Raw genomic sequence first — 22,473 nt, forward strand, 5'->3', positions numbered from 1 at the left:
CGGGGCCCGGTTCGGTTCCGTCGCGTTCGGTGACCGTCATCCGCCCACCGGGGCCGGTTCCCGAGGACCATCCGCCGTGCCGAGCGTCCTCGCCCGGCGGCCGATCCGGTCGGGAGCACCGTCGAGGACACCACCGGCCGGGTCGTCGTACCATCGGCCGTCGTTCCCGCGGCGGACGAGGTCGTCGCGCGGATGCCAGATCTGCCAGAGGACGACGGCACAGAGGACCAGCACCATCAGTCCGCGGAGCACGACGGCTGCGGTGAACCACTGGTCGGGAAGCCAGCGACGTTCGGCCTCGAGGAACAGACTCATCCGCGGCACCCAGATCAGGGCGTCGAGCGTCATCCAGGCCAGCAGCAGTCGAGTATGTGGAATGGCAAGCACCGCAAGCGGAACCAGCCACAGCGAGTACTGGGGACTCCACACCTTGTTCACCAGCAGGAAGCCCGCCACCGCGAGAAAGGTCAGTTGGGCCACGCGGGGTCGGTGCGGCGCGAGGATTCCGATCGCGGCCACCGCCGCGATCACGGCGACCGTCAGACCCACCGACAACGCGTTCAGATAACCGATGTTCCATGTGAAACCAGCCGAGTCGGCCACGATCCGGTAGATGGTGTCGGGGTCCGCCGACCGATCGCCGTTGAATCGGAAGAACTCCCACCACCCCGTCGGGTACGGGATCAGGATCGGCAGGTTGACCGCCAGCCAGGCGCCGATCGCCGTCGCAGCCGTGATCCCGAACTCGCGGACTCTCCCGCTGCGCAGACAGAGCGCACCCAGCACCACCAACAGGAGTGCGGGATACAGCTTCGCGGCCGCGCCGAGCCCGATGAACAGGCCGGCCACCCAGAACTTCTCCCGCGACCAGGCCAGCAGGGCCACCGCGACGGCCGCGGTGGCGATGGCGTCGAAGTTGGTGAACGCGTGGACGACGACGAGGGGGGACAGCGCCACCAGCCATACCGTCCACATGCGGGTTCGCGCGGTGAGGGCCGTCGCCCAGACGGTCACGAGCCAGAACGCCGCCAACGCCAGGGCGGCGATGGTGAAGAACAGCACGACGTCGAGCGCGCCGGGGACACCCCAGTTGGCCTCGGCCCAGACCCAGCCCTGCGTCAGCTGCGCCGCGCCGTACATGAACATCCCTGTGACGACCGGATACTCCATGTACCGCTTGATGGTCTCGCCTTCGGAGCCCTCCTGGAACCAGAAGTCGCGGTAGGGCAGCGCTCCCCGGTTGAGGCGTTCCGCCCCGAACAGGCTGATCACGTCGGAGTAGCAGAGGTTGGTGAACTGACGCTGATCGTCCCAGTCGAGCCGCATCTCGGCGCTCGCGCCGGCGGCCCCGGAGTCGGCCGGCGCCTGTTGCAGGCACCCGGCCTTGCCGAACCAGCCGAGCGCGAGTCCGCACAACGCGAGCGCGAAGAGCACCCGCAGCGGAGTCAGATGCCGGCCGCGCCCGATGACGGCGTGCGCCCCGACCGGCCCGCCGACGAGCGAACTCGCCTCTCGCACCAGACCGTCCGTGCGCGTCGGCAAGATGCGTGCATCGTCGACACGCTGATCGCTCGCCAGTGGTGCAGGGCTGTCCCAGACGGGTTCAGAGCCGCTCGCCGCGGAGTCGGCCGGGTCCGGGTCAGCCGATGGGCGGTTCAGGGACTCCTCCCCCACCGTCTCCACCGCCGGGTATGCCGCCGAGGTCGCCACCGTCGCCACCGCCGGCGTCGCCACCACCGTCGCCACCACCGGGGCTGTTCCCGCCGCCGGCGCCACCACCGCCGCCGTTGCGCGGAGCGCCCGGGATCGGGATCGTCACGCCTGGTGCGAGGGTGAGGTTGCCGTCACCGCCCTGGTCGGGGATGTCGAAGTTCGGTATGGAAGGCCCACGCCGGGGCTGCGACGGCGCGTACGTGGTGGCCGGTGCCTCATACGGCACGCCCGCCACGCCGCCGACCGATTCCGGCTCGGGGAACTGCTTGATCTCCTTGCCCTCGAGCGCGGCATCCATCGCCGACTTCCAGATCGACGACGGCAGGCCGCTGCCGTAGATCGACGCGCCGTTGTAGTTCGTCAGGGCGGTGCCGTCGCTGGTGCCGACCCAGACCGCGGTCGACAGCTGCGGGGTGTACCCGACCATCCACGCGTCCTTGTTCTGCCCGGTGTCGCCGAGCTGGACGGTGCCGGTCTTGGCCGCCGACGGCCGCGAACCGAGCGAGGAGTCGTAGAGCGAGTTGCCGTTGGAGTACGCCGCCACCGGTTCGAGCGCCGCGCTGACGTTGTCGGCGACCTTCGCGGGGAAGACGCGCTTGCCCTCGGTCTTGCGCTCGTAGAGGACCTGCCCCTTGGCGTCGACGACCTTCTGGACGAAGTGCGGCTCGTGGTAGACACCCGAGGCCGCGAGCGTGGCGTAGGCCGAGGCCATGTCGATGACCCGGGACTGATACTGGCCCAGGACCACACCGCCCTCGGGCTCGCCGTTGGCCTCCTGCAGGGTGTGCTCGATGTTGCCGAAGGACTCGGCCACACCCGCGCGGTGCGCGGCGTCGGCGACCGCCCGGGCACCGCCGTCGAGGTCCATCATCAGGCGGTAGTACACCGTGTTGAGGGACATCTTCATCGCCGTCGCGAGGTTGCAGGTACCGCAGCTCTCACCGTCGGAGTTCTCGACGGTGAGTCCGCCGCTGGCCTGGAACGGCGCGGAGCTGTAGGTCTTCGACAACGGGATGTCCTGTTCGAGCGCCGCGACGAGCGCGAACACCTTGAACGACGACCCGGTCTGCAGGCCCGCCTGGGCGAGGTCCCAGCCGCCCGGGTTGTCGCCGCCGTAGTAACCGCGCACCCCGCCGGTCTGCGGATCGATGGATACCACCGACGCGAGCAGATCATCCGGTTCGCCGTTCAGCTCACCTTCGGGGCACTTGTAGATCCGGTTCTTGCGGCAGGCCGCCTGGACGACGCCGTTCTGGACCTGCGGGTCGATCGTGGTGCTGATCTTGAGACCGCCGGTCCGCAGTTGCTTGTCGGTGATGCCGATGCGGTTGAGCTCGGCGAGGACCTGTCGCTTGATGAGACCGTTGGGCCCGGGGGTCTCGTCGGAGTCGCTGACACGCGCCTTGACGGTCTTGGGGAAGATCGCGTTGTCGGCCTGCGCGCGGGTGATCGCACCGGTCGCGACCATGCCGTCGAGGACGTAACGCCAGCGCGCTTCGGTGACCTCACGGTTGGTATCCGGGTCGTAGTAGGACGGTGCGCGGATGACCGCCGACAGCAGCGCGGCCTCTTCGAAGGTGAGCGGGTTGCGCTCGGCGCGACGCTTGTCGGTGATCGACTTGTTGAAGAACTTCTGCGCTGCCACCGCGACGCCGTAGGCGCCCCGGCCGAAGTAGATCGTGTTGAGGTAAGCCTCGAGGATCTTTTCCTTCGACCAGCCGTGCCGGTCGTTCATCTTCGCGGCGATCGCGAGCTCTTTGAACTTCCGGGAGTAGCTGACCTCGTCACCGACGATCGCGTTCTTGACGTACTGCTGCGTGATGGTCGAGCCACCGCCGGCGGTCTGGTTGCCGGTGATCTGACCGATGGCGGCGCGGGACAGGCCGCGGGGCGAGAAGCCGTTGTTTGTCCAGAACTCCCGGTCCTCGGCGGCGACGATCGCCTGCTTCATCGTCTCGGGGATCTCGTCGAACGGGACGACCGTGCGGTTGCCGTCGGGCGAGGTGACGTCTGCGAGGGTCCGCCCGGACGTGTCGACGATGGTGGCCTTCTGGCTCACCTCCGGTTCGGGGATCTCGGCAGTGAAGTAGGTGGCCGCGAACGCGATGATGAGCACCAGCACGATCGCCGGGACGATGGCGCCCACGATCCCCAGCGCCCACGCGAACCGTCGGTGTCGTGTCGCTGTCTGATTTCTGTTCTGACCGCCGCCGCCCGGACCGGGTCGGACTCCGGTGCGTCGCGGCGTGGGCGAAGAACCACGTGCCTCGCTCATCGTCCACCTTCCTACCGGGTCGCACGGACATTCGTCATCCGGCGAGCACGGTCAACTTCTCTGGCCTCGTGCCGCTCCACTGTGACAGCAGGCCACCGCCCCGGGCAAAAAACCGCAGGCCGGCGCGCTACTTGGCCACGCGTCGGGAGCGACGCGTGGTCTGCGGCGGCAGCCCGGCAACGTACGACTGGACCAGATGGTTCCAACTGCAGGTCCGGCACACCTCGACCACGTGCACCGAGAACTCCTCGGCGGTCGTCGCGAGCCGGGCGATCTCCTCGTTGCTGCGCGCCGACCCGCTCACCTGACCGAGGCGGTCGCCGAACACCCAGGACACCAGCGTGACCTGTTCTTTTCGGCAGATCGGGCACATCGTGGTGCTGGGTCGACCATGAAATTTCGCGGCGCGCAGGAGATACGGGCTCGCATCGCAGACCTCGGCAACGGCGGTCCGGCCCGCGTGGACCGAGGACAGCCGAACGCGCCGCTGCAGGGCGTAGTCGACGATCTGGCGTTGCACGGTTCTCAGGGTACGTGGTCTCTGCCGGGGCGTCGGGCCGACGGGGTCCGGCACGCGGGTCCGATGGACCCACACCCGGGATGGTCGATCGCCGCGTGGTGGCGTCGTCGCGTGTCCGTCCTCCCGCTGACCGACCGCTCGTGGACACGGTTATATCGGTGCGATACATTGGCAAACACATCGGAACGAGGTGTCGGCTCGTCAGAGCGTGCCGGCACATCGATCCGAGGAAGTAGTGACAGTCATCGGCAGGACCGCGAAGGGGGTGGCGAAGTGCTCGAGTTGGCCATTCTCGGACTGCTTCTCGAATCCCCCATGCACGGCTATGAGCTGCGCAAGCGGCTCACCGGCCTGCTCGGCGCCTTCCGTGCGTTCTCGTACGGATCGCTCTACCCGACGCTGCGTCGCATGCAGGCCGACGGCCTCATCGACGAACCGGAGACGCCCCTGGGCGTGAAGGTGCGGCGTGGCCGGCGCGTCTACCAGCTCACCGACGCGGGCCGGGAACGGTTCGCGGAGCTGGTCGCCGACACCGGACCCCAGAACTACACCGACGACGGTTTCGGTGTGCATCTGGCGTTCTTCAGCCGCACCCCGGCGGTCGCGCGCATGCGCATCCTCGAGGGACGCCGGCGGCAGGTCGAGGAGCGTCGAGAAGGGTTGCGGGAGATCGTCGGGCGGTCCAACCGGGCCGTCGACCGGTACACCCGTCAGCTGCACCAGCTCAGCCTCGAATCGAGCGAACGCGAGGTCCGCTGGCTCAACGAGCTGATCGCGGCCGAGAGCTCCCAGCAGGACGGGTCGCCAGACCCGTTCGACGGACAGTTCGACGGCGACCTCGCCGACGGCGAACGGTCACCGTTCGATCCGGGGCGGCCCGCGGCCTCCACCGGACGAGCCGATGACGAACATCAAGACCCGGACTCGACGCCGAGCCGGGACGAACAGCTCGACGAACCCGAGCAACGGAAAACACCGGTTGCGCAGCGAACGACTGCGATGCCGCGAGAAGAAGGAGAACCCGACCATGGGTGAGCCCAATAAGGTGCGCGTTGCCATTGTGGGCGTAGGAAACTGCGCTTCATCCCTGGTGCAGGGCGTGCAGTACTACAAGGACGCCGACGAGAACTCGACCGTTCCCGGCCTCATGCACGTGAAGTTCGGCCCCTACCACGTGCGCGACGTCGAGTTCGTCGCCGCGTTCGACGTCGACGCCAAGAAGGTCGGCTTCGACCTGTCCGACGCGATCTTCGCGAGCGAGAACAACACCATCAAGATCGCCGACGTGCCGCCGACCGGCGTCACCGTCCAGCGCGGCCACACTCTCGACGGCCTCGGCAAGTACTACCTCGAGACCATCACCGAGGCCGACGGCTCCGGTGTCGACATCGTCCAGGCCCTCAAGGACAACGAGGTCGACGTCCTCGTCAGCTACCTCCCGGTCGGGTCCGAGCAGGCCGACAAGTTCTACGCCCAGTGCTGCATCGACGCAGGCGTCGCGTTCGTCAACGCCCTGCCGGTGTTCATCGCCTCGGACCCCGAATGGGCCCAGAAGTTCGCCGACGCCGGTGTCCCGATCGTCGGCGACGACATCAAGAGCCAGGTCGGCGCCACCATCACCCACCGTGTGATGGCGAAGCTGTTCGAGGATCGCGGGGTCACCCTCGACCGCACCTACCAGCTCAACGTCGGCGGCAACATGGACTTCAAGAACATGCTCGAGCGTGAGCGTCTGGAGTCGAAGAAGGTCTCCAAGACCCAGGCCGTCACCTCCAACCTGAACGGCCCGCTGGCCGGCAAGATCGCCGACAAGAACGTCCACATCGGCCCGTCGGACCACGTCGAGTGGCTCGACGACCGCAAGTGGGCCTACGTCCGCCTGGAGGGTCGCGCCTTCGGCGACGTGCCGCTGAACCTGGAGTACAAGCTCGAGGTCTGGGACTCCCCCAACTCGGCCGGCATCATCATCGACGCCGTGCGCGCCGCCAAGATCGCCAAGGACCGCGGCATCGGCGGACCGGTCATCCCGGCCTCGGCCTACCTGATGAAGTCCCCGCCGAAGCAGCTCGCCGACGACGTCGCACGTCAGCAGCTCGAGGAGTTCATCATCGAGGCCTGAGCCTCGGCGAGTCCCTGTTACGACAGATCCGACGAAGACCGCCCATCGGAGGCGGCCGACGACTTCGAGTCGACGGCCATGCCGCCGGTGGGCGGTCTTCGTCGTGAACACATGGAGCATCGGGGTGAACTGCTGCCACCGCGAGCCTCACAGCGAGGCGAACGCGCAGGTCATCCATCCAAATCAGTGACCGCGCCAAACCCTTCACATAGAGTGTTGTCGATTGCTCCGAGTGGCCCGTATCGGGCACATCGGACATCACGAGACCCTGTACCAACAGAAAGGCGCAAACCATGGGCGTGAGCCTGAGCAAGGGCGGAAACGTTTCGCTGAGCAAGGAGGCTCCGGGCCTGACTGCGGTCTCCGTCGGCCTCGGCTGGGACATCCGAAGCACCACCGGTACCGACTTCGACCTCGACGCCAGCGCCATCGCGCTCGGCGCGGACAAGAAAGTCCTCTCCGACCAGCACTTCATCTTCTTCAACAACCTGCGTTCGCCCGACGGCTCGATCGAGCACACCGGCGACAACCTGACCGGTGAGGGCGAGGGCGACGACGAGGTCATCAAGGTCGACCTCGCGGGCGTTCCGCCGAACGTCGACTCCATCGTCTTCCCCGTCTCGATCTACGACGCGGACGCACGGTCGCAGTCGTTCGGCCAGGTCCGCAACGCGTTCATCCGCGTCGTCAACCAGGCCGGCGGCGCCGAGATCGCCCGCTACGACCTCAGCGAGGATGCCTCCACCGAGACCGCGATGGTTTTCGGTGAGCTGTACCGTCATGGGTCGGAGTGGAAGTTCCGCGCGGTCGGCCAGGGCTACGCCTCGGGTCTCGCGGGCATCGCCCGCGACTTCGGTGTGAACGTCTGAGTCTCTCGTAGACTCCGGCTGTCCGCCTGAACGTGCTTGTGGATGCCGCACCCGTTGTCGAACGGGTGCGGCATCCGCGCGTCACCACTCCTCTCCGACAATGCGGTCGGCTGGTTTCCACGCACCCTAGAAAGGCCACAAGCCAGTGGTAGTAAGAATTTTCGGCCTCTCGGTCGTCGTGACGATCGTGTCGCTGATCATCGCTTTCCTCTATGGCGGCGTCGAAGCGCTGATCCTGACCGCCATCCTCGGCGTCTTCGAGATCTCGCTCTCCTTCGACAACGCGGTCATCAATGCCACGATCCTCCGCCGGATGAGCGAGTTCTGGCAGAAGATCTTCCTCACCATCGGCATCCTGATTGCCGTCTTCGGTATGCGACTGGTGTTCCCGCTGGTCATCGTGTGGCTCGCGTCGGGTCTCAACCCGGTTGAGGCGCTCGACCTCGCACTGAACCCACCGCCCAACGATGCGGCGTACTTCCCCAACGGCGATCCCAGCTACGAGACGATCATCACCGACGCCCACCCGCAGATCGCGGCGTTCGGCGGCATGTTCCTGCTGATGCTCTTCCTCGGCTTCGTCTTCGAGCAGAAGGAGCTCACCTGGCTGACCTGGATCGAGCGGCCGCTCGAGAAGATCGGCAAGTTGGAGATGCTCGAGGTCGTCATCGCCATGACGCTTCTCGTCCTCACTGCGACCTACATCGCCGCGCCCGACGAGCGGTCGACGGTCATGATCGCCGGCTCACTCGGCATGATCACCTACATCCTGGTCAACGGCCTCGGCGAGTACTTCAACGTCGAGACCGCGGAAGATGACGAAGCGGCCGAGCCCGGAACTGACGCCGCGGAGAATGCGGCAGTCGAGAAGAACAGCGGGAAGTCGGGCCCGTCAGACCTGGCCAAGGCGACAGGCAAGGCCGGCTTCTTCCTGTTCCTCTACCTCGAGGTGCTCGATGCGTCGTTCTCCTTCGACGGCGTCATCGGCGCGTTCGCCATCACGGCGGATCCGATCATCATCGCCCTCGGCCTCGGCCTCATCGGCGCGATGTTCGTCCGTTCGCTCACCGTCTACCTGGTGCGCAAGGGCACGCTGTCGGAGTATGTGTACCTCGAGCACGGAGCGCACTGGGCGATCGGCGCGCTGGCGTTCATCCTGCTGTACTCCATCGGCACCCACGTCCCCGAGATCATCACCGGCCTGATCGGCGTCGCGCTGATCATCGCCGCACTGATCTCCAGCATCGTCCGACGCAACCGCCTCGCGGCGAAGGGCGAAGAGGAGAAGGTCAACATCTGACCCTTCGCTCGCTGAGCTGAGGTGCGAGCGAAGCGCGCTCCTGGGACGTGCGAGCGAAACGCCTCCCTCCTTTAGGTACGAGCGAAACGCCTCCCCCTGTCCCCTGAGGTGCGAGCGAAGCGAGCCTCGAAGGGTTTGGTGACTTGAGTCGCCAGGCCCTTCGAGGCTCGTCGACCTCGACGCGCTCCTTCGTCGCTTGCTCGGCCCGGCGGCTTTCGCTCCTCGCACCTCAAGGAGCAGTGGCTATGTCGCCCTTCGGATTAGGGAGCGGAGAAACAGCTGCGCCGCAGGACCCCGAAGGTCCTGCGGCGCAGTTGGTTCGACGACCCGGACTCAGCCCTGCTGCTGCCCGAGTTGCTGGGTGATCTGCTGGTTGATCTGGTGCAGGCTCGGCACCGACATGCCGGGGAGGTGGCCCTGGATGGTGCGCAGGACCGACGAGTCGTCGCGCACCTTCTCGCTCGATTGCACGAGAACCGTTCCCGCGCCGGTGAAGTCGAACTGGCGCTCCTCGCCCGAGTTCAACCCCATCCGCCGGCCCGCGGCCGCGATGAAACCGTTGACCCACGCCTCGTCGTAGTGATGACTGGGCGACGGGCAGTCCGACCATCCGACGAGCGCTTCGGGGTCGACGCGCACCGGCGGTTCGACGAACATCACCGGGCCGTTCGACGACGCGAGGAACTTGCCGGTGCCGATGAGTGTCAGGAATCCGGGCACGATGGACTGGTTCAGCGACAGGTTCGGCTGGAAGGCAAGGAGATTGGCTGCCCGGATGGTGAGGTTGCCGTCTTCGAGGTCATAGGCGTTGATGTCGTATCCGCGGTCGCCGATGATCAGCTTGCCGTGGCCCTCCGCGACGACGTAGTCACCGAGGTACAGCGGGGCGGAGAACTGCTGCGCCACCATCTGCAGCATGTTCCCCTGCAGACCCTGGGTCAGTGCGGTGAACTGCATCTGACCGTAGTAGGCGATCATCGCGCCCTTGGACATGAACCACGGCTGGTTGAGGTCGATGCAGAAAGAGTAGTTGTTGTCCGGCACGTTGTCGTCCGACGGCAAGTTCATCGGACTCCACACGGTGTTGAGTTGGCTCACAGTTTCTCCTCCGATGCCTGCACGTACACGATGCCCTGTCCGGAGCACTCCAATTGCATTGCCTCGCCGCCGGTTCGGCCTACGTTCCGCCAGCTCATCGCCGACCGCAGGCTGGTGTTGACCTGACCGGCCGACCCGACGAACGCCTGCGGGTCGACGGTCACCGGCGGCTTGGCCGGGGACACCTCGAGCTCGAAGACCCCGCCGTGCCCGAGCAGCACCGCCGAACCCGGACCCGACAGCTGCGTCGTGAACATGCCCTGACCGGTGACGGCTCCGGCAGCAGCGGACCGCAATGCACCGAACAGGCCGCCACCACCGCCGCCACCGCCGCCCTGTGAGGCGACCGAGACGACGGAGGCCTGCAGGTTGGCCGCGTAGGCGAGCAGCCGCGACGCCTCGACCCGGATCGTGCCGCCGACCGCTGCGAGATCCACGACGTGCACCTCGATGCCGAGGAAGCCGTAGTGCACCTCGCCGTGCCCCTGCGCGATCATCGTCGACTCGTGCTCGCCGGCGAGCATCCGGCCGGCCATCCCGCCCATGCCGCCCAGTCCCGGCATCCCGCCGCCCATACCGCCGGCCCCCGCGATCTGGTGGGGCTGGAAATGCACGTTGCCCTTGTAGAAGAGCATCGCCCCGCGTCGCGCGACGACCGGCCCGGTACCGCCGATGTCGACGGAGACGACCTTGCTGTTGACCTTGGTGAACATTCTCGCTACCTCACCCTCACCGCTCGGCCGGCTGGATCGACACGACGCCGCTGCCATCCCAGCGCAACGAGAACGCCTCTCCGCCACCCTGTCCCAGCGCCGACCGCCAGGAGACATCGGTGACGAAGGACTGACTCAACTGGCCGCGGGCGCAGACGAACGCGTCCGGGTCGACCACGAGCGGATACTGCGGTGACACCTCGAGGTGGATGAGCGGGCCGCCGTTGGACAACAGTGCGATCTGCCCGTGGCCGCTCACCGTCGTGGTGAACAGACCCTGACCCGACGACGCTCCGCGCAGGCCGGCGAAGGTGACGTTGGTCTGCAGGTTGCCGTTGAGCACCATCAGTTGCTCGGATTCCACCTGCAGGGTCTCGTTGTTGAGCTCGATGACGGTCGTCTCGGCGGCGTTGTGCGCGAAGTACACGATGCCGTTGCCCGAGGCCTCCATGAGCGACAGCGCCTCCCCGGTGGCCCGCTGCTTCAGGCCCGCGAGCACGCCGTCGCCGCCGCCGAAGCCCGCCGATTTGAAGGTGACCTGTCCCTCGTAGGCGACCATCGACCCGCTGATCGCGCGGACCGCGGAGTTGTTCAGCCTGGCTTCCACCACGCGTTTGGACCGTTGTACCAACTGCATTCGACGTGCCTCTCTCGCGCCGTGGGGAGGCCGCCGATCGACCATCCCTCGTTCGTCTCCCGACGCCAGCCCCGCACCGCGGCACCTGCCGGCATCTCGGCATCCCAGCTCGCCGTGAGCCGGGGAATCCGGCCTCATACCGAGATGAAAATAGCCGATAGCATCGAGTGGTGCCCGGAAACTTCGTACGTCGTTGGTTCGGGAACGATTCACGCACGAATTCCGCGCCACCTGCATCATCGGAACAAATGACGGCGGCGTTCCTGGAGTCCGAATCCGTCCTGGCCGAGATCGATCCGGCCGTCGCGGTGACCGCCGCCCTCGACCCGCGGTCACGCCTGCGCGCCTCGTGGTCGGACATCCGCGAGCAGCACGCCCAGGCAACGTCGGACTACCTCCGGCTGGTGTCCCCGCCGGCCGGCACACGCGTCGACCCCCGGGATCTCGACCGGTCGACGCAGGCGCTGCGGTCGATCACCGCCTCGATGCGCGACTTCGCCCAAACCAACGCCGAGACCCTCGAGCGGGCGCGGGCCGCGGTGCGTGCCGCCGATGCCCAGGACCACGAGGCCCGAGTGGCTGCCAACCGGGCGATGACCGCCCTGGAGAACGCCGCACCGGCGGTGGCACGACTGCAGTCGGTGTCGGATGCCACCGACGACCTCGCGCGTGCGCTCACGGCTTTCGACCAGGGCGCGGGGCTGCGTGACCGGCAGACCGCCGCGGCAGCCGTACTCAGTTCGGCGCGCCGCCTCGAACAACTTCTCGCGGAGGCCCCCGCCTTCGCCGACCGCGCACAGCAGGTCATCCGTTCGGTGGAAACGCGACGGAGCGCGGTGTCCACCCGGAGCGCGCAACTCCCCGACACACTCTCGGCACTGCGCCGGGAGTTCAGTGCCGATTGCTCCCTCGATCTACAGCGCAACGGCTCGGTCGTCGACGAACGGCTCGAACACGCCGACGCCGAGCTCGCGGCCGCCCGCGCGATGGTCGATGCTGCCCCCGACCAGGCCATCGGCCGCGCCGACGCCGCCCGCGACGACCTGGCCGTCGCGGAGAAGGCCGTCGACGCCGTGCTCGACCGGTTGCGCCTGCTGCGGGAGGTGCGCGCCGACCCGCGGGGCGCGGAGCAGCGCGTGCGCTTTCGCCTGCGCGACGCCCAGCTCTTTGCGGTCAATCACCGTCTGGTTGACGAATGGGGCTCGGTCCTCGATGCTCAGGCCGACCGGATCGAGCGCGCCAAAGGGGTTCTGGATCGCATCCACCCCGACTACTGGAGCTACCTGACGCAGCTGCGTGCGGTGGACGACCGGATCACCGAGATCGTTTCGCGGATGAGAGGACAGGTGGCCGCAGGATGACCACCACTGCACGACACGACGACCCCGGTCTCGAGCCCGGGACGATCCGGCACTTCGACCACCTGGAGCCGTCGGTCTCGAACTCCCTGTTCCACCGGCAGCCCGAGCCGATCGAGCCGACCTGGTCCGCGCAGCGGCTCGCCGTCGCGCTGGGCGCCACCCTGTACGTCCCGGCCACCCGGCCCGATCTCGCCGAGGTCATCCGCCGACGCCGCGCCGAGGGTGTGATCTCGATGGTCATCGACCTCGAGGACGCCGTCGCCGACGACGAGGAGGCCGAGGCGATCGAGCACGCCGTGGCCGCGTTGCGCGGTATCGCCGCGAACCCGTGCCGGCCGATATTGCTGTTCGTCCGTCCGCGGTCGGCCGACCGGATAGTGCCGATCGCCACCGCGCTCGACACCCCGTCGGTGCTGACCGGGTTCGTCATCCCGAAGTTCTCGTCGGAGAATGCACCCGAGGCCCTCGACGCCGTTGCCGCTGCCGGACAGATCCTCGACAAGCACCTCTGGGTCATGCCGGTTCTCGAGTCGGCCGCGGTCGTGCACCGCGAGACCCGCGACGACGAGTTGACCGCCCTCGCGTCGCTCCTGAGCGCGCACCGTGACCACGTGCTCGCCGTGCGCATCGGTGCCACCGACATCTGTAGTCACTTCGGCATCCGCCGGGATCGTGACCTGACCATCTACGACGTCCGGGTCGCGGCCGATGTGATCGCCGGCATCGTCAACCACCTCGGCCGCAGCGACGAGAGTGGCTTCGTCGTGACGGGGCCGGTGTGGGAGTACTTCGCCGACCACGAGCGCATGTTCCAGCCCATGTTGCGTCACACGCCGTTCCGCGAGAACGACGCCGTCTACTTCCGGCAGCAGCTCGTCAGCCGCGACATGGACGGTCTCCTCCGCGAGATCACCCTCGACCGCGCCAACGGCCTGCACGGCAAGACCGTCATCCACCCCGCGCATGTCGCCGCGGTGCACGCGTTGTCGGCGGTCACCCACGAGGAGTATCACGATGCACTCGACATCCTGGCCGGTGAGTCCGGCGGGGTACGGGCGTCGTCGTACCGCAACAAGATGAACGAGCTGAAGCCCCACCGCAACTGGGCCTTGCGGGTCATCGATCGGGCTGCCGCCTTCGGCGTGACCCGCCAGGGGGTCTCGTTCGTCGACCTGCTCACCGCGCTCGCCTCGCCCGGGTCGGCCACCTCGTGAACGATCCGGACACCGTCGGCATCGACTGGGTGACCGAACGTTTGGGCGTCGAGATCGCCGACGCCGGCGACACTCCGGGTCACACGGTCCGCGACCTCGTCTCACTCGGCTTGCGCCACAACCGGCGCCGTGCTCATCTGCTGGTCTCGACCGTGCTGGGCAAGCACATCCCGACCTCGCCCGCCATCGTCCGTGGCGCCGCCGACGATCTCGGCGCCGCGATCATCGCCGAGATCGGTGCGAATGCGGCACGCGACGCCGTCGTCTTCGGCTTCGCCGAAACCGCGACCGGTCTCGGACACTGTGTCGCCGAACGCATTTCCGCATCCCGGTATCTGCACTCGACGCGGCGCAGACGAGCCGGCGTGACGGTGTCAGGAACCTTCGAGGAGGGGCACTCGCACGCGACGACGCATCTGCTGCAGCCCAGTGATCCCGCATTTCTCGACCCCGTGACGCCGGACGAGGTGCTGATCCTGGTCGACGACGAGATCTCCACCGGCAAGACCGCGCTCGGCGCCATCGAGACCATCGTCGCGGACCGCCCCCGTAAGCGGTTCGTCGTGGCGTCCCTGGTCGACATGCGCACGCCCGCGCAGAAGTCCGAATGCGATGTTCTCGCAGCGAAACTCGGCGTCGAGGTCGCCTACGTGGCGCTCGCGCACGGCTCGATCACCCTTCCCCCGGGCCTCCTCGACGAGGTGTGGCAGCTCGGGTCCGACGAGCTCAACCCGGTGGCAGCCCGACGCGGCGGCCTGGTCGCGGTGGCCCTCGACTGGCCGGCGGCAGTTCCCGACGGCGGCAGGCACGGAATTCTCCGCACCGACTCGACGGGCTTCCGGCGAGTGGCGACCGCGGCCGCCGACACCGTGGCGGCACAACTCGATCCGCGGCGCCCGGTTGTCGTGATCGGGCACGAGGAACTGATGTACGCACCCTTGTGCATCGCCGAGTCGCTGGAGCGTCGTGGCTTCGCCACCGGATACCAGACCACCACGAGGTCGCCGGCCCAGGTGCACGACGTCCCGGGGTATCCGCTCCGGCGCGGATTCCGGTTCACCGCACCGGAACCCGATCCGGAGACGCCGCGCTATGTCTACAACGTGTCCTCCGTCGACCATCCGGACCCGCAGGTCGTCCTGATCGTCGACTCGCCGGCGGACACCGATGAGCTGCGCGCGCCCGGTGGACTCGTCGACGTCCTCACCGCCGCCGGGCACCCGGTGGTGCTGGCCGTCTTGCCCGCCACCGACCAGCCTGCCCTGGCACGAACCCGAGAGGCGGTGCGCTGATGGACATCGCCACCACCACACCACCGCTGTGCGGACCGGAGTTCGGTTCGTACGCGGCCGACGAGGTCACCTGGCTGCTCAAAGACCTGTCCGACGTGGCGCTGGAAGGTGAACTGCGCGAACGGGAACGTCGAATCCAGTCCGGTCAGGCCCACTACGCGGAGTCGCTGCCGATCGAGTATCAACCCGGCCGCGAGTACCAGGAACTCTTCCATGCGACGCTACGGTCTTCCGCCCAGCGGCTCGCGGAAGCCGTCGGGGTGGTGTCCGAACTCATTCTGGCCGAGCGGCATTCCACGCCGACGCTGGTGTCGCTGGCGCGGGCCGGCACCCCGGTCGGCATCCTGATCCGACGGTGGATGGCGGCCGTCCACGGCATCGAACCCCAGCACTACACGATCTCGATCGTGCGCGCCCGCGGGATCGACACCGTCGCACTCGATCACATCGTGGCGCGGCACCCGGCCGAGTCGGTCGTCTTCGTCGACGGCTGGACCGGCAAGGGCGCCATCCAGCGCGAACTCACCGCCGCTGTCGACGGGTACGCGCGCGCCGGGCGGCCGCAATTGCACGACGAACTCGCGGTGCTGGCCGACCCCGGCTCCTGCACGACCCTGTTCGGGACCAGGGACGACTTCCTCATCGCCTCCGCCTGCCTGAATTCCACTGTCTCCGGACTGGTCTCGCGCACCGTCCTGAATGCCGACCACATCGGTCCGGGCGAGTTCCACGGAGCGAAGTTCTACCGCCATCTCGCCGACTTCGATGTTTCGGGACTGTTCCTGGACACCGTCAGCGCCGAGTTCGATGCAGTCGCCGACCGAGTTCGGGCGACGGTGTCGGCGATGACGCCGGAGTCACGCCGGCCCGACTGGTCCGGCTGGCGTTCCGTGGAGCAGATCCAGACCGAGTACGGCCTGTCGTCGATCAACCTGGTCAAGCCCGGCGTCGGCGAGACGACGCGGGTGCTGCTGCGTCGCGTACCGTGGCGCATCCTGGTGCGCGCCGACGATCTGCCCGAACATCGCCACATCCGGTTGCTCGCCGCCGAACGAGATGTGCCCGTGGAGGTCTCGCCCGATCTCGCGTACTCGTGTGTCGGGCTCATCAAGGAGGACTCGTGAACGCGCTGGTCGCCACCGATCTCGACCGGACCATGATCTACTCACGCGCCGCCATGGGCGACGAGCAGTTCGCGGCCCTGGAGACCGTGTGCGTCGAGATCTACCGCGACGCGCCGCTGTCGTACATGACCACGACCGCCGTCGAACTGATGACCCGTCTGGCACGTGAGGTCGTCGTCGTACCGACGACCACTCGCACCCCGGCACAGTTTGCCCGGATCGAGCTGCCGGGCAGCCCATTTCGCCACGCCGTGGTCAGCAACGGTGGCCGGATCCTCGTCGACGGCGCCGACGATCCGGAATGGCGTGCGCACATCGACCGCGAGGTGACCCGCGCGGGCGCCACCCTCGACGAGGTCCGCGACGAACTCCGAACACGCATCGACGACTCCTGGGTCACCGCTCTGCGGACCGCCGACGACCTCTTCTGTTACCTGGTCGTCGACCCCGCGGTCCAACCGCCGGAGTTCCTCGAACAATGGCAGCAGTGGTGCGACGCACGGGGCTGGACTGCATCCCAGCAGGGTCGCAAGATCTATGCGACCCCGCAGCCGGTGACGAAGTCGGCAGCTATCGCCGAAGTCCGGCGACGGCTCGTCGCTGACGGCACCCTCGACGACTCGGCAGTGCTCTGCGCGGCCGGCGACGGCTGGCTCGACACCGACCTGTTGCTCGCCGCCGATCACGCGATCCGCCCGCGGCACGGTGAGCTGGAATCGCTCGGCTGGTCGGCGCCCGGGCTCACGATCACCGCCGACACCGGGGCCCTCGCCGGTGTCGAGATCCTGCGGTGGTTCGGCGAGCGGAGCGGGATCACCGTGCCGGAATCCGCGACGCCGACACCGCGAGACCGGACCGTCGGGGTTCACGCGAACTGATCAACCGAACTGATCACGTGGGCATCGATCCGAGGACGTCGGAGTGCCCGTGGCGTCGGCACCAGCTGATCAGGTATCGCGCGTGTAGACCGCACCACCGGTAGACGGCGGCCTGGGTCACCGGCAGCGATGCGTCGTGCTCACCGCGCTCGACGATGATGGGCCCGAGGTAGTGGCTCGTCACCTTGTTCGCGGTGTTCGGCGACACCTTGGCGGCGCGGGCCAATGAGGCGTTGTCCGAGGCGCTGCCCGACGCAATCGCCCCCGCGAGACGGCCCGCGGTATGGCCGCGCCGACCATCGAACAACTCGTAGAGCGGTGGACGGCGCGCCGACGCGGCCCTGGGCAGGGCCTGGCCGAGCGCCACCGAGCGCACAACACCGACCAGCGTCGCGAAACCGTCCGATTTGGCGATGACCCCCGCGACCTCGTCGCGCAACCGCGCCTCGTCGAGATGGTCCTGTTCCAGCCCGTGTCCCTGGGTCGCCAGGACAACCGGCGCGTGCCGGTCATGGTGGTCGAGGGTGTCGATGACGTCGAGTCCGTCGAAGGTCAATTCCAGGTCAGGTCGGTTCCAGATCAGATCCGCCACCACGACGTCGAATCGCACGTTGCCGGCGATGCACTGGACGAACTCGTCGCGGCCGGTGGCAACGGTGACCGTGGCCTGGTCGAGCGCCTCGGTCAGCGGCATCGCGACCACGTGTCCCAGCGGGGAGGCGACAAGGACCCGCATGTCGGTCGGCACAGGCATGATCATGCCCGATATGTCCGCGGTGTGCGCGATCACGCATCCGATCGGACGAGAGGGTGGTTATTTACCCTGCAATCACCACATCGGGTTCGAGATACCGCTGACAAATCGTCTCACGTTCGTAAGGCTGAAGAAGTTGGCGTTCGTGAAATAAATTCTCGATGCCCGATCGCGAGCCATGTCGATCATCCGAGAGAGTCCCGCCGTTTGTTCGGCTCACAGCTCCCGGCCGAATCGAAGTCGACAGGAGATCCCGGCACGTGTCCGTACCCCTCAACGACGCCCCCCGGTCGGCGACCCCCGGCACCGGGCCCACTGCCGCGCCGAGTCCGGAGCGGCGAATCACGGCCGTCGTTGCCGAGCACGACATCTTCGACGCCGCCCTGGCCGCTCTCGTGGAGAGCGCCGGCTACGACGCGACGGTCGTCGAACCCGCCCAGCTCGCTGCCCTACGGAACCCGAGCGCGATTCTGGTGCGGTCGGCCGCGATGCTCGGGTTCGTCCGGCGGGTGGCATCGCTGCGCACCGTCAAGGTGATCTTCGTGGGCAACGGGGTCGCGGGCTTCGATCACATCCGTGTCTCACCGCGGGCCCCGGCCGCCGAGGACGAGCTGCAGCGGGCGCTCGAGACTGCGGTGGGGCCGCCGACCCCGCCGTCCGCACCCACACTTGCGAACCGGGTACGCATCACCCAGCGGGAGCTGGAGATCCTCCAGACCTACACATTGGGTGCGACGCTGCGTCAGACGTCGCGTGTCCACGAGATCGCCGAGAGCACGGTGCGCGAGCACTATCGGCGTGTCGCCCGACGCTACGAGGAAGCCGGCCGGCCGATCGGGAACAAGGCCCAGTTGCTGGTCGAGCTCATCGCCGACGGCTGGGTGCGCCCCTGACACCGCCGCCGTGGCCGACGTGCGGCTCAGTTGGTGTCCTTTGCCTCACGACAGAGGCTCTCGGACGGTGCAGACTTCCGACCATGACCGCGCCTGCCGACTCCCTCGACGAACGGGGGATCGGGAACCGACGGACCGGCACGGCGTGGACGCTCGCCGGGATGGAGCTGTTCGTGTCGTTGTCGGCACTCGCCGGCGGCTCGGCTCTCATGACCGATCAGTGGTCGATGCCGCGGGAGTGGCTCACCCACACGCCGTTCGAGACCTGGACCGCTCCCGGTGTCGCACTGATCGCCGTAGTCGCGTTACCCCACCTGGTGGCTGCCGTGGTCGCCGCCGTCCCGTCCGTGCCCGCGCGGTTGGGCATAATCGGCGGCCTGCTTGCCGGGTCGTCGCTGATGGTCTGGATCATCATCCAGATCGCGCTGCTGCAGGTGTTCTTCTTCCTACAACCCGTGCTCTTCGTCGTCGGCATCGGTGAGATCGCGCTGGCGATCCGCTGGCGGCGCGTCCGCTGCCCGTCGACGCCGGGTGACGGCGCTGAACCCTAGAAGAGCCCCACGGCGCGGCCGATCAGACCGAGCGCGACGATGAGAAAGATGATCGCCGCGACGGCGATGACGATCACGCCGCCGGCACGCCTGCGTTGCGGCGGTTCGTGCTCCTCTCCACCGACCGCGGATTCCGCCGGCGGTGTGTCACCGGGCGCCACTCCGCCGCCGGGCTCGAGTCCCGCCGTGCTGGACGGGTCGGGGTTCTGCGGGTTGAACGGTTTGCGGGCGGGATCGTTGTCAGCCATACGGGCGGTGTACCCGGAATGGCGCGAAGTCACTCGTGGGCTGTCAGAGACCGGGTGCGAGTGCGGCGAACATCACGGGCAGATCGTCGGCCCAGTAGGGCCATGCGTGCGTTCCGATCGCACGGAAATGGACGACCGGCTGCAGCCCCTCGGACCTCATCCGGCGGGCGAACTCGTTCGAGCACGCGTTGACCGAGTTCTCGAGTACCGCTCCCGTCGCGATCTTCTCCCCACGGTGCCGGCCCGGGTCGAGCCGGGTGCGTTGATCGAGGGGGCCGGGCGCGCCGGTCCCGGACGCGATGAAGACGCGCTTCCCGACGAGGGCCGGCAGGCGGCGACCCGGGTCGTGGTCGGCCCATCCCGGCGCGTTCCACGGACCCCACATATTGGTGGGATCCCCACCGTCCCGGATGATCGCGGCTCGGATCTGCCCTTCGTGCACCGGGCCGGTCGTGAACGGGCAACCGCTGATGGAACCGACGCCCGTGTACAGGCCCGGCCGGCGCGTCGCGAGTGTGAACGCGGCCTGGCCGCCCATGGACAGGCCCGCGATCGCGTTCCGCCCGTTGCCGTGGAACCGGCCGTCGATCAGCGACGGCAGTTCGACGGTCAGGAACGTCTCCCACTGCGGACGCCCGAACGTCGCGTCGTCGTGCTGCCAGTTCGTGTAGAACGCCCCCTGGCCGCCGGGCAGCACCGCATTGACGTCCTTGTCACGAAAATACCTGTCCGCGCGGGCTTCCCGAATCCAGTCGCTGATCGCCGTCTTGTGGCCGCCCCCGTCGAGGAGATACAGCGTCCCGCGCGACCGGGAGTGCGCCGGGTGCAACACGCTCACCGGCACGTTCCGGCCCATCGCAGCCGAACGGATCACCAGATCGTGCCGCTGCGGCCCGACCGCCACACTGCTGATCACCGACGCCGACGCGGATACCGGTGCCGCCAAGACGATTCCCTGCGTACCCGAGACGATCGGACCGGCGACGAGCGCGGCCGCGAAGACCCTGGTCAACCGGCGCCGAGCACGACTCATCCGGGTAGCACGCCCAGTTGTCCGAGGAAGTCGAGCTGATCGAAGTACAGGTGCTCGGACATCAGCTCCGAGCCGTCGATCCGGTAGGTCGCACTCCATCGGAACGAGACAGGCCGTCCGGTGGGTTCGACCGGACCCGACGGACTCTGCAACACTCCGTCGTGGACACCGTCGAACGTGCCCTCCACCGAGGCGTTGTCGCCGTCGACGACATACGAACCGACGGTGAGGCGACCGTCGGAGAAGGCGCCCTGGAAGACGGACAGGAAACCCAGTACGCCCTCCCGTCCCGTGAACACCCCACCCGGCGAGACCAATTCCGCATCGGCGGACCATGGTTCGTTCTCCGGTGCGCGGTCGTTGAAGGCATCGATGTGCGCGTCGATGACTGCTCGTGCATCACTCATGTCGGGCTCTCTTTCTCGGTTGTCGTCGGCAGGTGCGCCGACATTCGGCTATCCGGATGACACAGACCGCGCGGCGGGTCAGGATGAGCGGGTCGATCGACGAACCGCCCGATCGACTTCGGTCACGATCGTCTGGGTCGAGTCGTAACCGGCGATCGCATGCGCCATCTGCCGGCACCGAACGGCAACGTCGTCGTCGGCCAGGATGCGGCGTACCGTCGCGGCGAGGTCCGCAGGAGCGGGTCGCCGGGTCCCCAGATCTGCGCCGACCCCGAAGTACGCCACCCGAGCCGCGACTTCGGGCTTGTCCTCACCCCCTGGTGCGACGACGACGGGCACGCCGTGGCGCAGTGCCTGCAGCACTCCGCCGTAGCCGCCGTTGGTGATCAGCACCGATGTGCGCGGCAACAGTGCCTCGTAGTCGAGGAACCGCGCGACCCGCGTGTTGTCGTTCCGCGGCACGGGATCCGGGTCCGCACCGCCGGTTGTCACGACGACCTGGACGTCCATCTCGGCCAGCCCGGCGACGGCGGGTTCGATCAGTTGGGAGAAGTCGTCGTTGTCGAGCGTGCCCTGGGTGACGTGGACGATCGGGCGGTCGTCGTCGACCATCTCCGACCACCACGGCGGCGGGGGAACAGCACCGCCAGGGAACACCGGCCCCGCGAACACCGTGTTCGGCGCGAGATCTGATCGCGAATACTCGAATTCGGCCGGGCCCAACTGGACGAAACGGTCGAACGCCCTGGACAGGTCGAGGACGAAATGATCAAGCGAGCCCCCGGCCCGTCGGACCAGGTCACGCGCCGAGGACTGCGTGGACGCGAACAACACCCGTCGTACTGCCATGTGAGCCAACCGGTTACGAAGCCGACCCAGTGGACCGGACATCGGCGGCAAGCCGCTGTTGAAGGGGGCGACGTCGGGACTGGACTGAGCGAGCGGCATGGTGCCGACACCGATCACCGGAGGCCGCCGGCCCGAGGGCCGGGACAACAGGGGGATGATCCCGGCGAAGGTTCCGTCGCACACGATCACGTCGACACTCCGGCGGCCGAGGACCGATGTCACCGCCGTCGCCTGCTCCGGCAGCGGCGCGATGAACGTCCGCTCGACCTGATAGCGCGAGAGCGCCAGTCCGCGGTACCGATGCCGGTCGGGGGTGAAGCTGTCGGGGTCACGTTCGTCCAGATCGGCGACTCCGGTCAGCGATTCGACGGTCAGCCCGGCGTCGCCAACCCGGTCGGCGAAACGCGAGCCGGTCAGCATGATCACCTCGTGACCCCGATCCGCGAGCACACGTCCGACAGCGGTTAGCGGACCGACGTGTCCGGCCAGCGGCGTGGCGCACAACAGAATGGTCGACATCGATCCTCCATTTGGATAGAGCTCGACTCTAACCAAATTGGACGACGGATGAGCGCTCTCGCGCGATCGGTCCCATCTTTGCACTTCAGCGGGCTAAGTGAATTCG

22 protein-coding genes are annotated in these 22,473 nt (G+C 67.7%); 11 read left to right on the top strand and 11 right to left on the bottom strand.

Annotated features, from left to right (window positions below; translation table 11 throughout):
• Positions 1-36 precede the first annotated feature (36 nt).
• The 3 genes from AS181_RS17855 to AS181_RS17865 form a co-directional block, all read right to left on the bottom strand.
• Positions 37-1,674 (bottom strand): glycosyltransferase family 87 protein, encoded by a 1,638-nt coding sequence (locus AS181_RS17855; protein ID WP_058252962.1) that lies wholly within the window; start codon positions 1,672-1,674, stop codon positions 37-39.
• Positions 1,640-3,988, bottom strand: coding sequence for a transglycosylase domain-containing protein (locus AS181_RS17860; protein ID WP_058252887.1), 2,349 nt, complete (start codon positions 3,986-3,988; stop codon positions 1,640-1,642). Before AS181_RS17860 ends, AS181_RS17855 begins: the two co-directional genes overlap by 35 nt.
• Before the next feature lie 127 nt (positions 3,989-4,115).
• Positions 4,116-4,508 (bottom strand): DUF5318 family protein, encoded by a 393-nt coding sequence (locus AS181_RS17865; protein WP_058252888.1) that lies wholly within the window; start codon positions 4,506-4,508, stop codon positions 4,116-4,118.
• A 273-nt stretch (positions 4,509-4,781) separates the two neighbouring features.
• Here AS181_RS17865 and AS181_RS17870 point away from each other — a divergent pair, with 273 nt between their 5' ends.
• From AS181_RS17870 to AS181_RS17885, 4 genes are all read left to right on the top strand, one after another.
• Entirely contained in the window at positions 4,782-5,543 is a 762-nt protein-coding gene (locus AS181_RS17870; protein WP_058252889.1) for a PadR family transcriptional regulator, read from the top strand.
• The gene (locus AS181_RS17875; RefSeq protein ID WP_058252890.1) at positions 5,536-6,627 is read left to right on the top strand and encodes an inositol-3-phosphate synthase; all 1,092 of its coding nucleotides are present in this window, start codon (positions 5,536-5,538) and stop codon (positions 6,625-6,627) included. Before AS181_RS17870 ends, AS181_RS17875 begins: the two co-directional genes overlap by 8 nt.
• Before the next feature lie 293 nt (positions 6,628-6,920).
• Positions 6,921-7,496 carry a TerD family protein gene (locus AS181_RS17880; protein WP_058252891.1) on the top strand — a complete coding sequence of 192 codons (576 nt, stop codon included), beginning with the start codon at positions 6,921-6,923 and terminating at the stop codon, positions 7,494-7,496.
• 145 nt (positions 7,497-7,641) lie between these two features.
• The gene (locus AS181_RS17885; RefSeq protein ID WP_058252892.1) at positions 7,642-8,796 is read left to right on the top strand and encodes a DUF475 domain-containing protein; all 1,155 of its coding nucleotides are present in this window, start codon (positions 7,642-7,644) and stop codon (positions 8,794-8,796) included.
• A 333-nt stretch (positions 8,797-9,129) separates the two neighbouring features.
• On the opposite strand, the gene AS181_RS17890 is transcribed toward AS181_RS17885, so the two are convergent.
• The 3 genes from AS181_RS17890 to AS181_RS17900 are packed head-to-tail and all read right to left on the bottom strand — an operon-like array spanning position 9,130 to position 11,244.
• Positions 9,130-9,894, bottom strand: a complete 765-nt coding sequence (locus AS181_RS17890; RefSeq protein ID WP_058252893.1) for an AIM24 family protein — start codon at positions 9,892-9,894, stop codon at positions 9,130-9,132.
• Positions 9,891-10,607, bottom strand: coding sequence for an AIM24 family protein (locus AS181_RS17895; RefSeq protein ID WP_058252894.1), 717 nt, complete (start codon positions 10,605-10,607; stop codon positions 9,891-9,893). Before AS181_RS17895 ends, AS181_RS17890 begins: the two co-directional genes overlap by 4 nt.
• Positions 10,608-10,623: 16 nt before the next feature.
• Positions 10,624-11,244, bottom strand: a complete 621-nt coding sequence (locus AS181_RS17900) for an AIM24 family protein (protein ID WP_033204169.1) — start codon at positions 11,242-11,244, stop codon at positions 10,624-10,626.
• Between the two features lie 248 nt (positions 11,245-11,492).
• Between AS181_RS17900 and AS181_RS17905 the strand changes: the two genes are divergently transcribed.
• Genes AS181_RS17905 through AS181_RS17925 form a run of 5 tightly spaced genes read left to right on the top strand, consistent with a single transcriptional unit; the run spans position 11,493 to position 17,113 of the window.
• Complete coding sequence (locus tag AS181_RS17905; protein WP_058252895.1) at positions 11,493-12,605, top strand: hypothetical protein; 1,113 nt, start codon at positions 11,493-11,495, stop codon at positions 12,603-12,605.
• The gene (locus AS181_RS17910; protein ID WP_058252896.1) at positions 12,602-13,819 is read left to right on the top strand and encodes an HpcH/HpaI aldolase/citrate lyase family protein; all 1,218 of its coding nucleotides are present in this window, start codon (positions 12,602-12,604) and stop codon (positions 13,817-13,819) included. The genes AS181_RS17905 and AS181_RS17910 overlap by 4 nt, the downstream gene beginning before the upstream one ends.
• Positions 13,816-15,111: a phosphoribosyltransferase family protein gene (locus AS181_RS17915; protein WP_058252897.1), complete on the top strand. Its 1,296-nt coding sequence runs from the start codon at positions 13,816-13,818 to the stop codon at positions 15,109-15,111. The genes AS181_RS17910 and AS181_RS17915 overlap by 4 nt, the downstream gene beginning before the upstream one ends.
• Entirely contained in the window at positions 15,111-16,235 is a 1,125-nt protein-coding gene (locus AS181_RS17920; RefSeq protein ID WP_058252898.1) for a cysteine protease StiP family protein, read from the top strand. Before AS181_RS17915 ends, AS181_RS17920 begins: the two co-directional genes overlap by 1 nt.
• On the top strand, positions 16,232-17,113 hold the full coding sequence (locus tag AS181_RS17925) for a hypothetical protein (protein ID WP_058252899.1): 882 nt from the start codon (positions 16,232-16,234) through the stop codon (positions 17,111-17,113). The genes AS181_RS17920 and AS181_RS17925 overlap by 4 nt, the downstream gene beginning before the upstream one ends.
• Positions 17,114-17,126: 13 nt before the next feature.
• On the opposite strand, the gene AS181_RS17930 is transcribed toward AS181_RS17925, so the two are convergent.
• Complete coding sequence (locus AS181_RS17930) at positions 17,127-17,867, bottom strand: response regulator (protein WP_058252963.1); 741 nt, start codon at positions 17,865-17,867, stop codon at positions 17,127-17,129.
• Between the two features lie 260 nt (positions 17,868-18,127).
• On the opposite strand from AS181_RS17930, the gene AS181_RS17935 reads away from it, so the two are divergent.
• Together AS181_RS17935 and AS181_RS17940 are read left to right on the top strand one after the other, a co-directional pair.
• Complete coding sequence (locus AS181_RS17935; protein ID WP_231742531.1) at positions 18,128-18,760, top strand: helix-turn-helix transcriptional regulator; 633 nt, start codon at positions 18,128-18,130, stop codon at positions 18,758-18,760.
• Between the two features lie 83 nt (positions 18,761-18,843).
• Positions 18,844-19,311, top strand: coding sequence for a hypothetical protein (locus AS181_RS17940; protein WP_058252900.1), 468 nt, complete (start codon positions 18,844-18,846; stop codon positions 19,309-19,311).
• Here the strand turns inward: AS181_RS17940 and AS181_RS17945 are convergent.
• From AS181_RS17945 to AS181_RS17960, 4 genes are all read right to left on the bottom strand, one after another.
• The gene (locus tag AS181_RS17945) at positions 19,308-19,559 is read right to left on the bottom strand and encodes a DUF6480 family protein (RefSeq protein ID WP_058252901.1); all 252 of its coding nucleotides are present in this window, start codon (positions 19,557-19,559) and stop codon (positions 19,308-19,310) included. The two genes, AS181_RS17940 and AS181_RS17945, sit on opposite strands and share 4 nt — an antisense overlap.
• A gap of 43 nt (positions 19,560-19,602) precedes the next feature.
• Complete coding sequence (locus tag AS181_RS17950) at positions 19,603-20,592, bottom strand: alpha/beta hydrolase (protein ID WP_231742534.1); 990 nt, start codon at positions 20,590-20,592, stop codon at positions 19,603-19,605.
• Positions 20,589-20,999 carry an ester cyclase gene (locus tag AS181_RS17955; protein ID WP_058252902.1) on the bottom strand — a complete coding sequence of 137 codons (411 nt, stop codon included), beginning with the start codon at positions 20,997-20,999 and terminating at the stop codon, positions 20,589-20,591. The genes AS181_RS17950 and AS181_RS17955 overlap by 4 nt, the downstream gene beginning before the upstream one ends.
• A gap of 78 nt (positions 21,000-21,077) precedes the next feature.
• On the bottom strand, positions 21,078-22,367 hold the full coding sequence (locus tag AS181_RS17960; RefSeq protein WP_058252903.1) for a glycosyltransferase: 1,290 nt from the start codon (positions 22,365-22,367) through the stop codon (positions 21,078-21,080).
• Between the last annotated feature and the right edge of the window lie 106 nt (positions 22,368-22,473).

This window comes from Gordonia sp. SGD-V-85, from assembly GCF_001456905.1.
In the GTDB taxonomy this organism is placed as follows: domain Bacteria; phylum Actinomycetota; class Actinomycetes; order Mycobacteriales; family Mycobacteriaceae; genus Gordonia; species Gordonia hongkongensis.

What these genes read in the sequence shown, in the direction of transcription:
- AS181_RS17860 (WP_058252887.1), bottom strand. Translation starts at nt 3,988, where the DNA reads ATGAGCGAGGCACGTGGTTCTTCGCCCACGCCGCGACGCACCGGAGTC.
- AS181_RS17875 (WP_058252890.1), top strand. Translation starts at nt 5,536, where the DNA reads ATGGGTGAGCCCAATAAGGTGCGCGTTGCCATTGTGGGCGTAGGAAAC.
- AS181_RS17880 (WP_058252891.1), top strand. Translation starts at nt 6,921, where the DNA reads ATGGGCGTGAGCCTGAGCAAGGGCGGAAACGTTTCGCTGAGCAAGGAG.
- AS181_RS17895 (WP_058252894.1), bottom strand. Translation starts at nt 10,607, where the DNA reads ATGTTCACCAAGGTCAACAGCAAGGTCGTCTCCGTCGACATCGGCGGT.
- AS181_RS17900 (WP_033204169.1), bottom strand. Translation starts at nt 11,244, where the DNA reads ATGCAGTTGGTACAACGGTCCAAACGCGTGGTGGAAGCCAGGCTGAAC.
- AS181_RS17905 (WP_058252895.1), top strand. Translation starts at nt 11,493, where the DNA reads ATGACGGCGGCGTTCCTGGAGTCCGAATCCGTCCTGGCCGAGATCGAT.
- AS181_RS17910 (WP_058252896.1), top strand. Translation starts at nt 12,602, where the DNA reads ATGACCACCACTGCACGACACGACGACCCCGGTCTCGAGCCCGGGACG.
- AS181_RS17920 (WP_058252898.1), top strand. Translation starts at nt 15,111, where the DNA reads ATGGACATCGCCACCACCACACCACCGCTGTGCGGACCGGAGTTCGGT.
- AS181_RS17930 (WP_058252963.1), bottom strand. Translation starts at nt 17,867, where the DNA reads ATGCCTGTGCCGACCGACATGCGGGTCCTTGTCGCCTCCCCGCTGGGA.
- AS181_RS17940 (WP_058252900.1), top strand. Translation starts at nt 18,844, where the DNA reads ATGACCGCGCCTGCCGACTCCCTCGACGAACGGGGGATCGGGAACCGA.
- AS181_RS17945 (WP_058252901.1), bottom strand. Translation starts at nt 19,559, where the DNA reads ATGGCTGACAACGATCCCGCCCGCAAACCGTTCAACCCGCAGAACCCC.
- AS181_RS17950 (WP_231742534.1), bottom strand. Translation starts at nt 20,592, where the DNA reads ATGAGTCGTGCTCGGCGCCGGTTGACCAGGGTCTTCGCGGCCGCGCTC.
- AS181_RS17955 (WP_058252902.1), bottom strand. Translation starts at nt 20,999, where the DNA reads ATGAGTGATGCACGAGCAGTCATCGACGCGCACATCGATGCCTTCAAC.
- AS181_RS17960 (WP_058252903.1), bottom strand. Translation starts at nt 22,367, where the DNA reads ATGTCGACCATTCTGTTGTGCGCCACGCCGCTGGCCGGACACGTCGGT.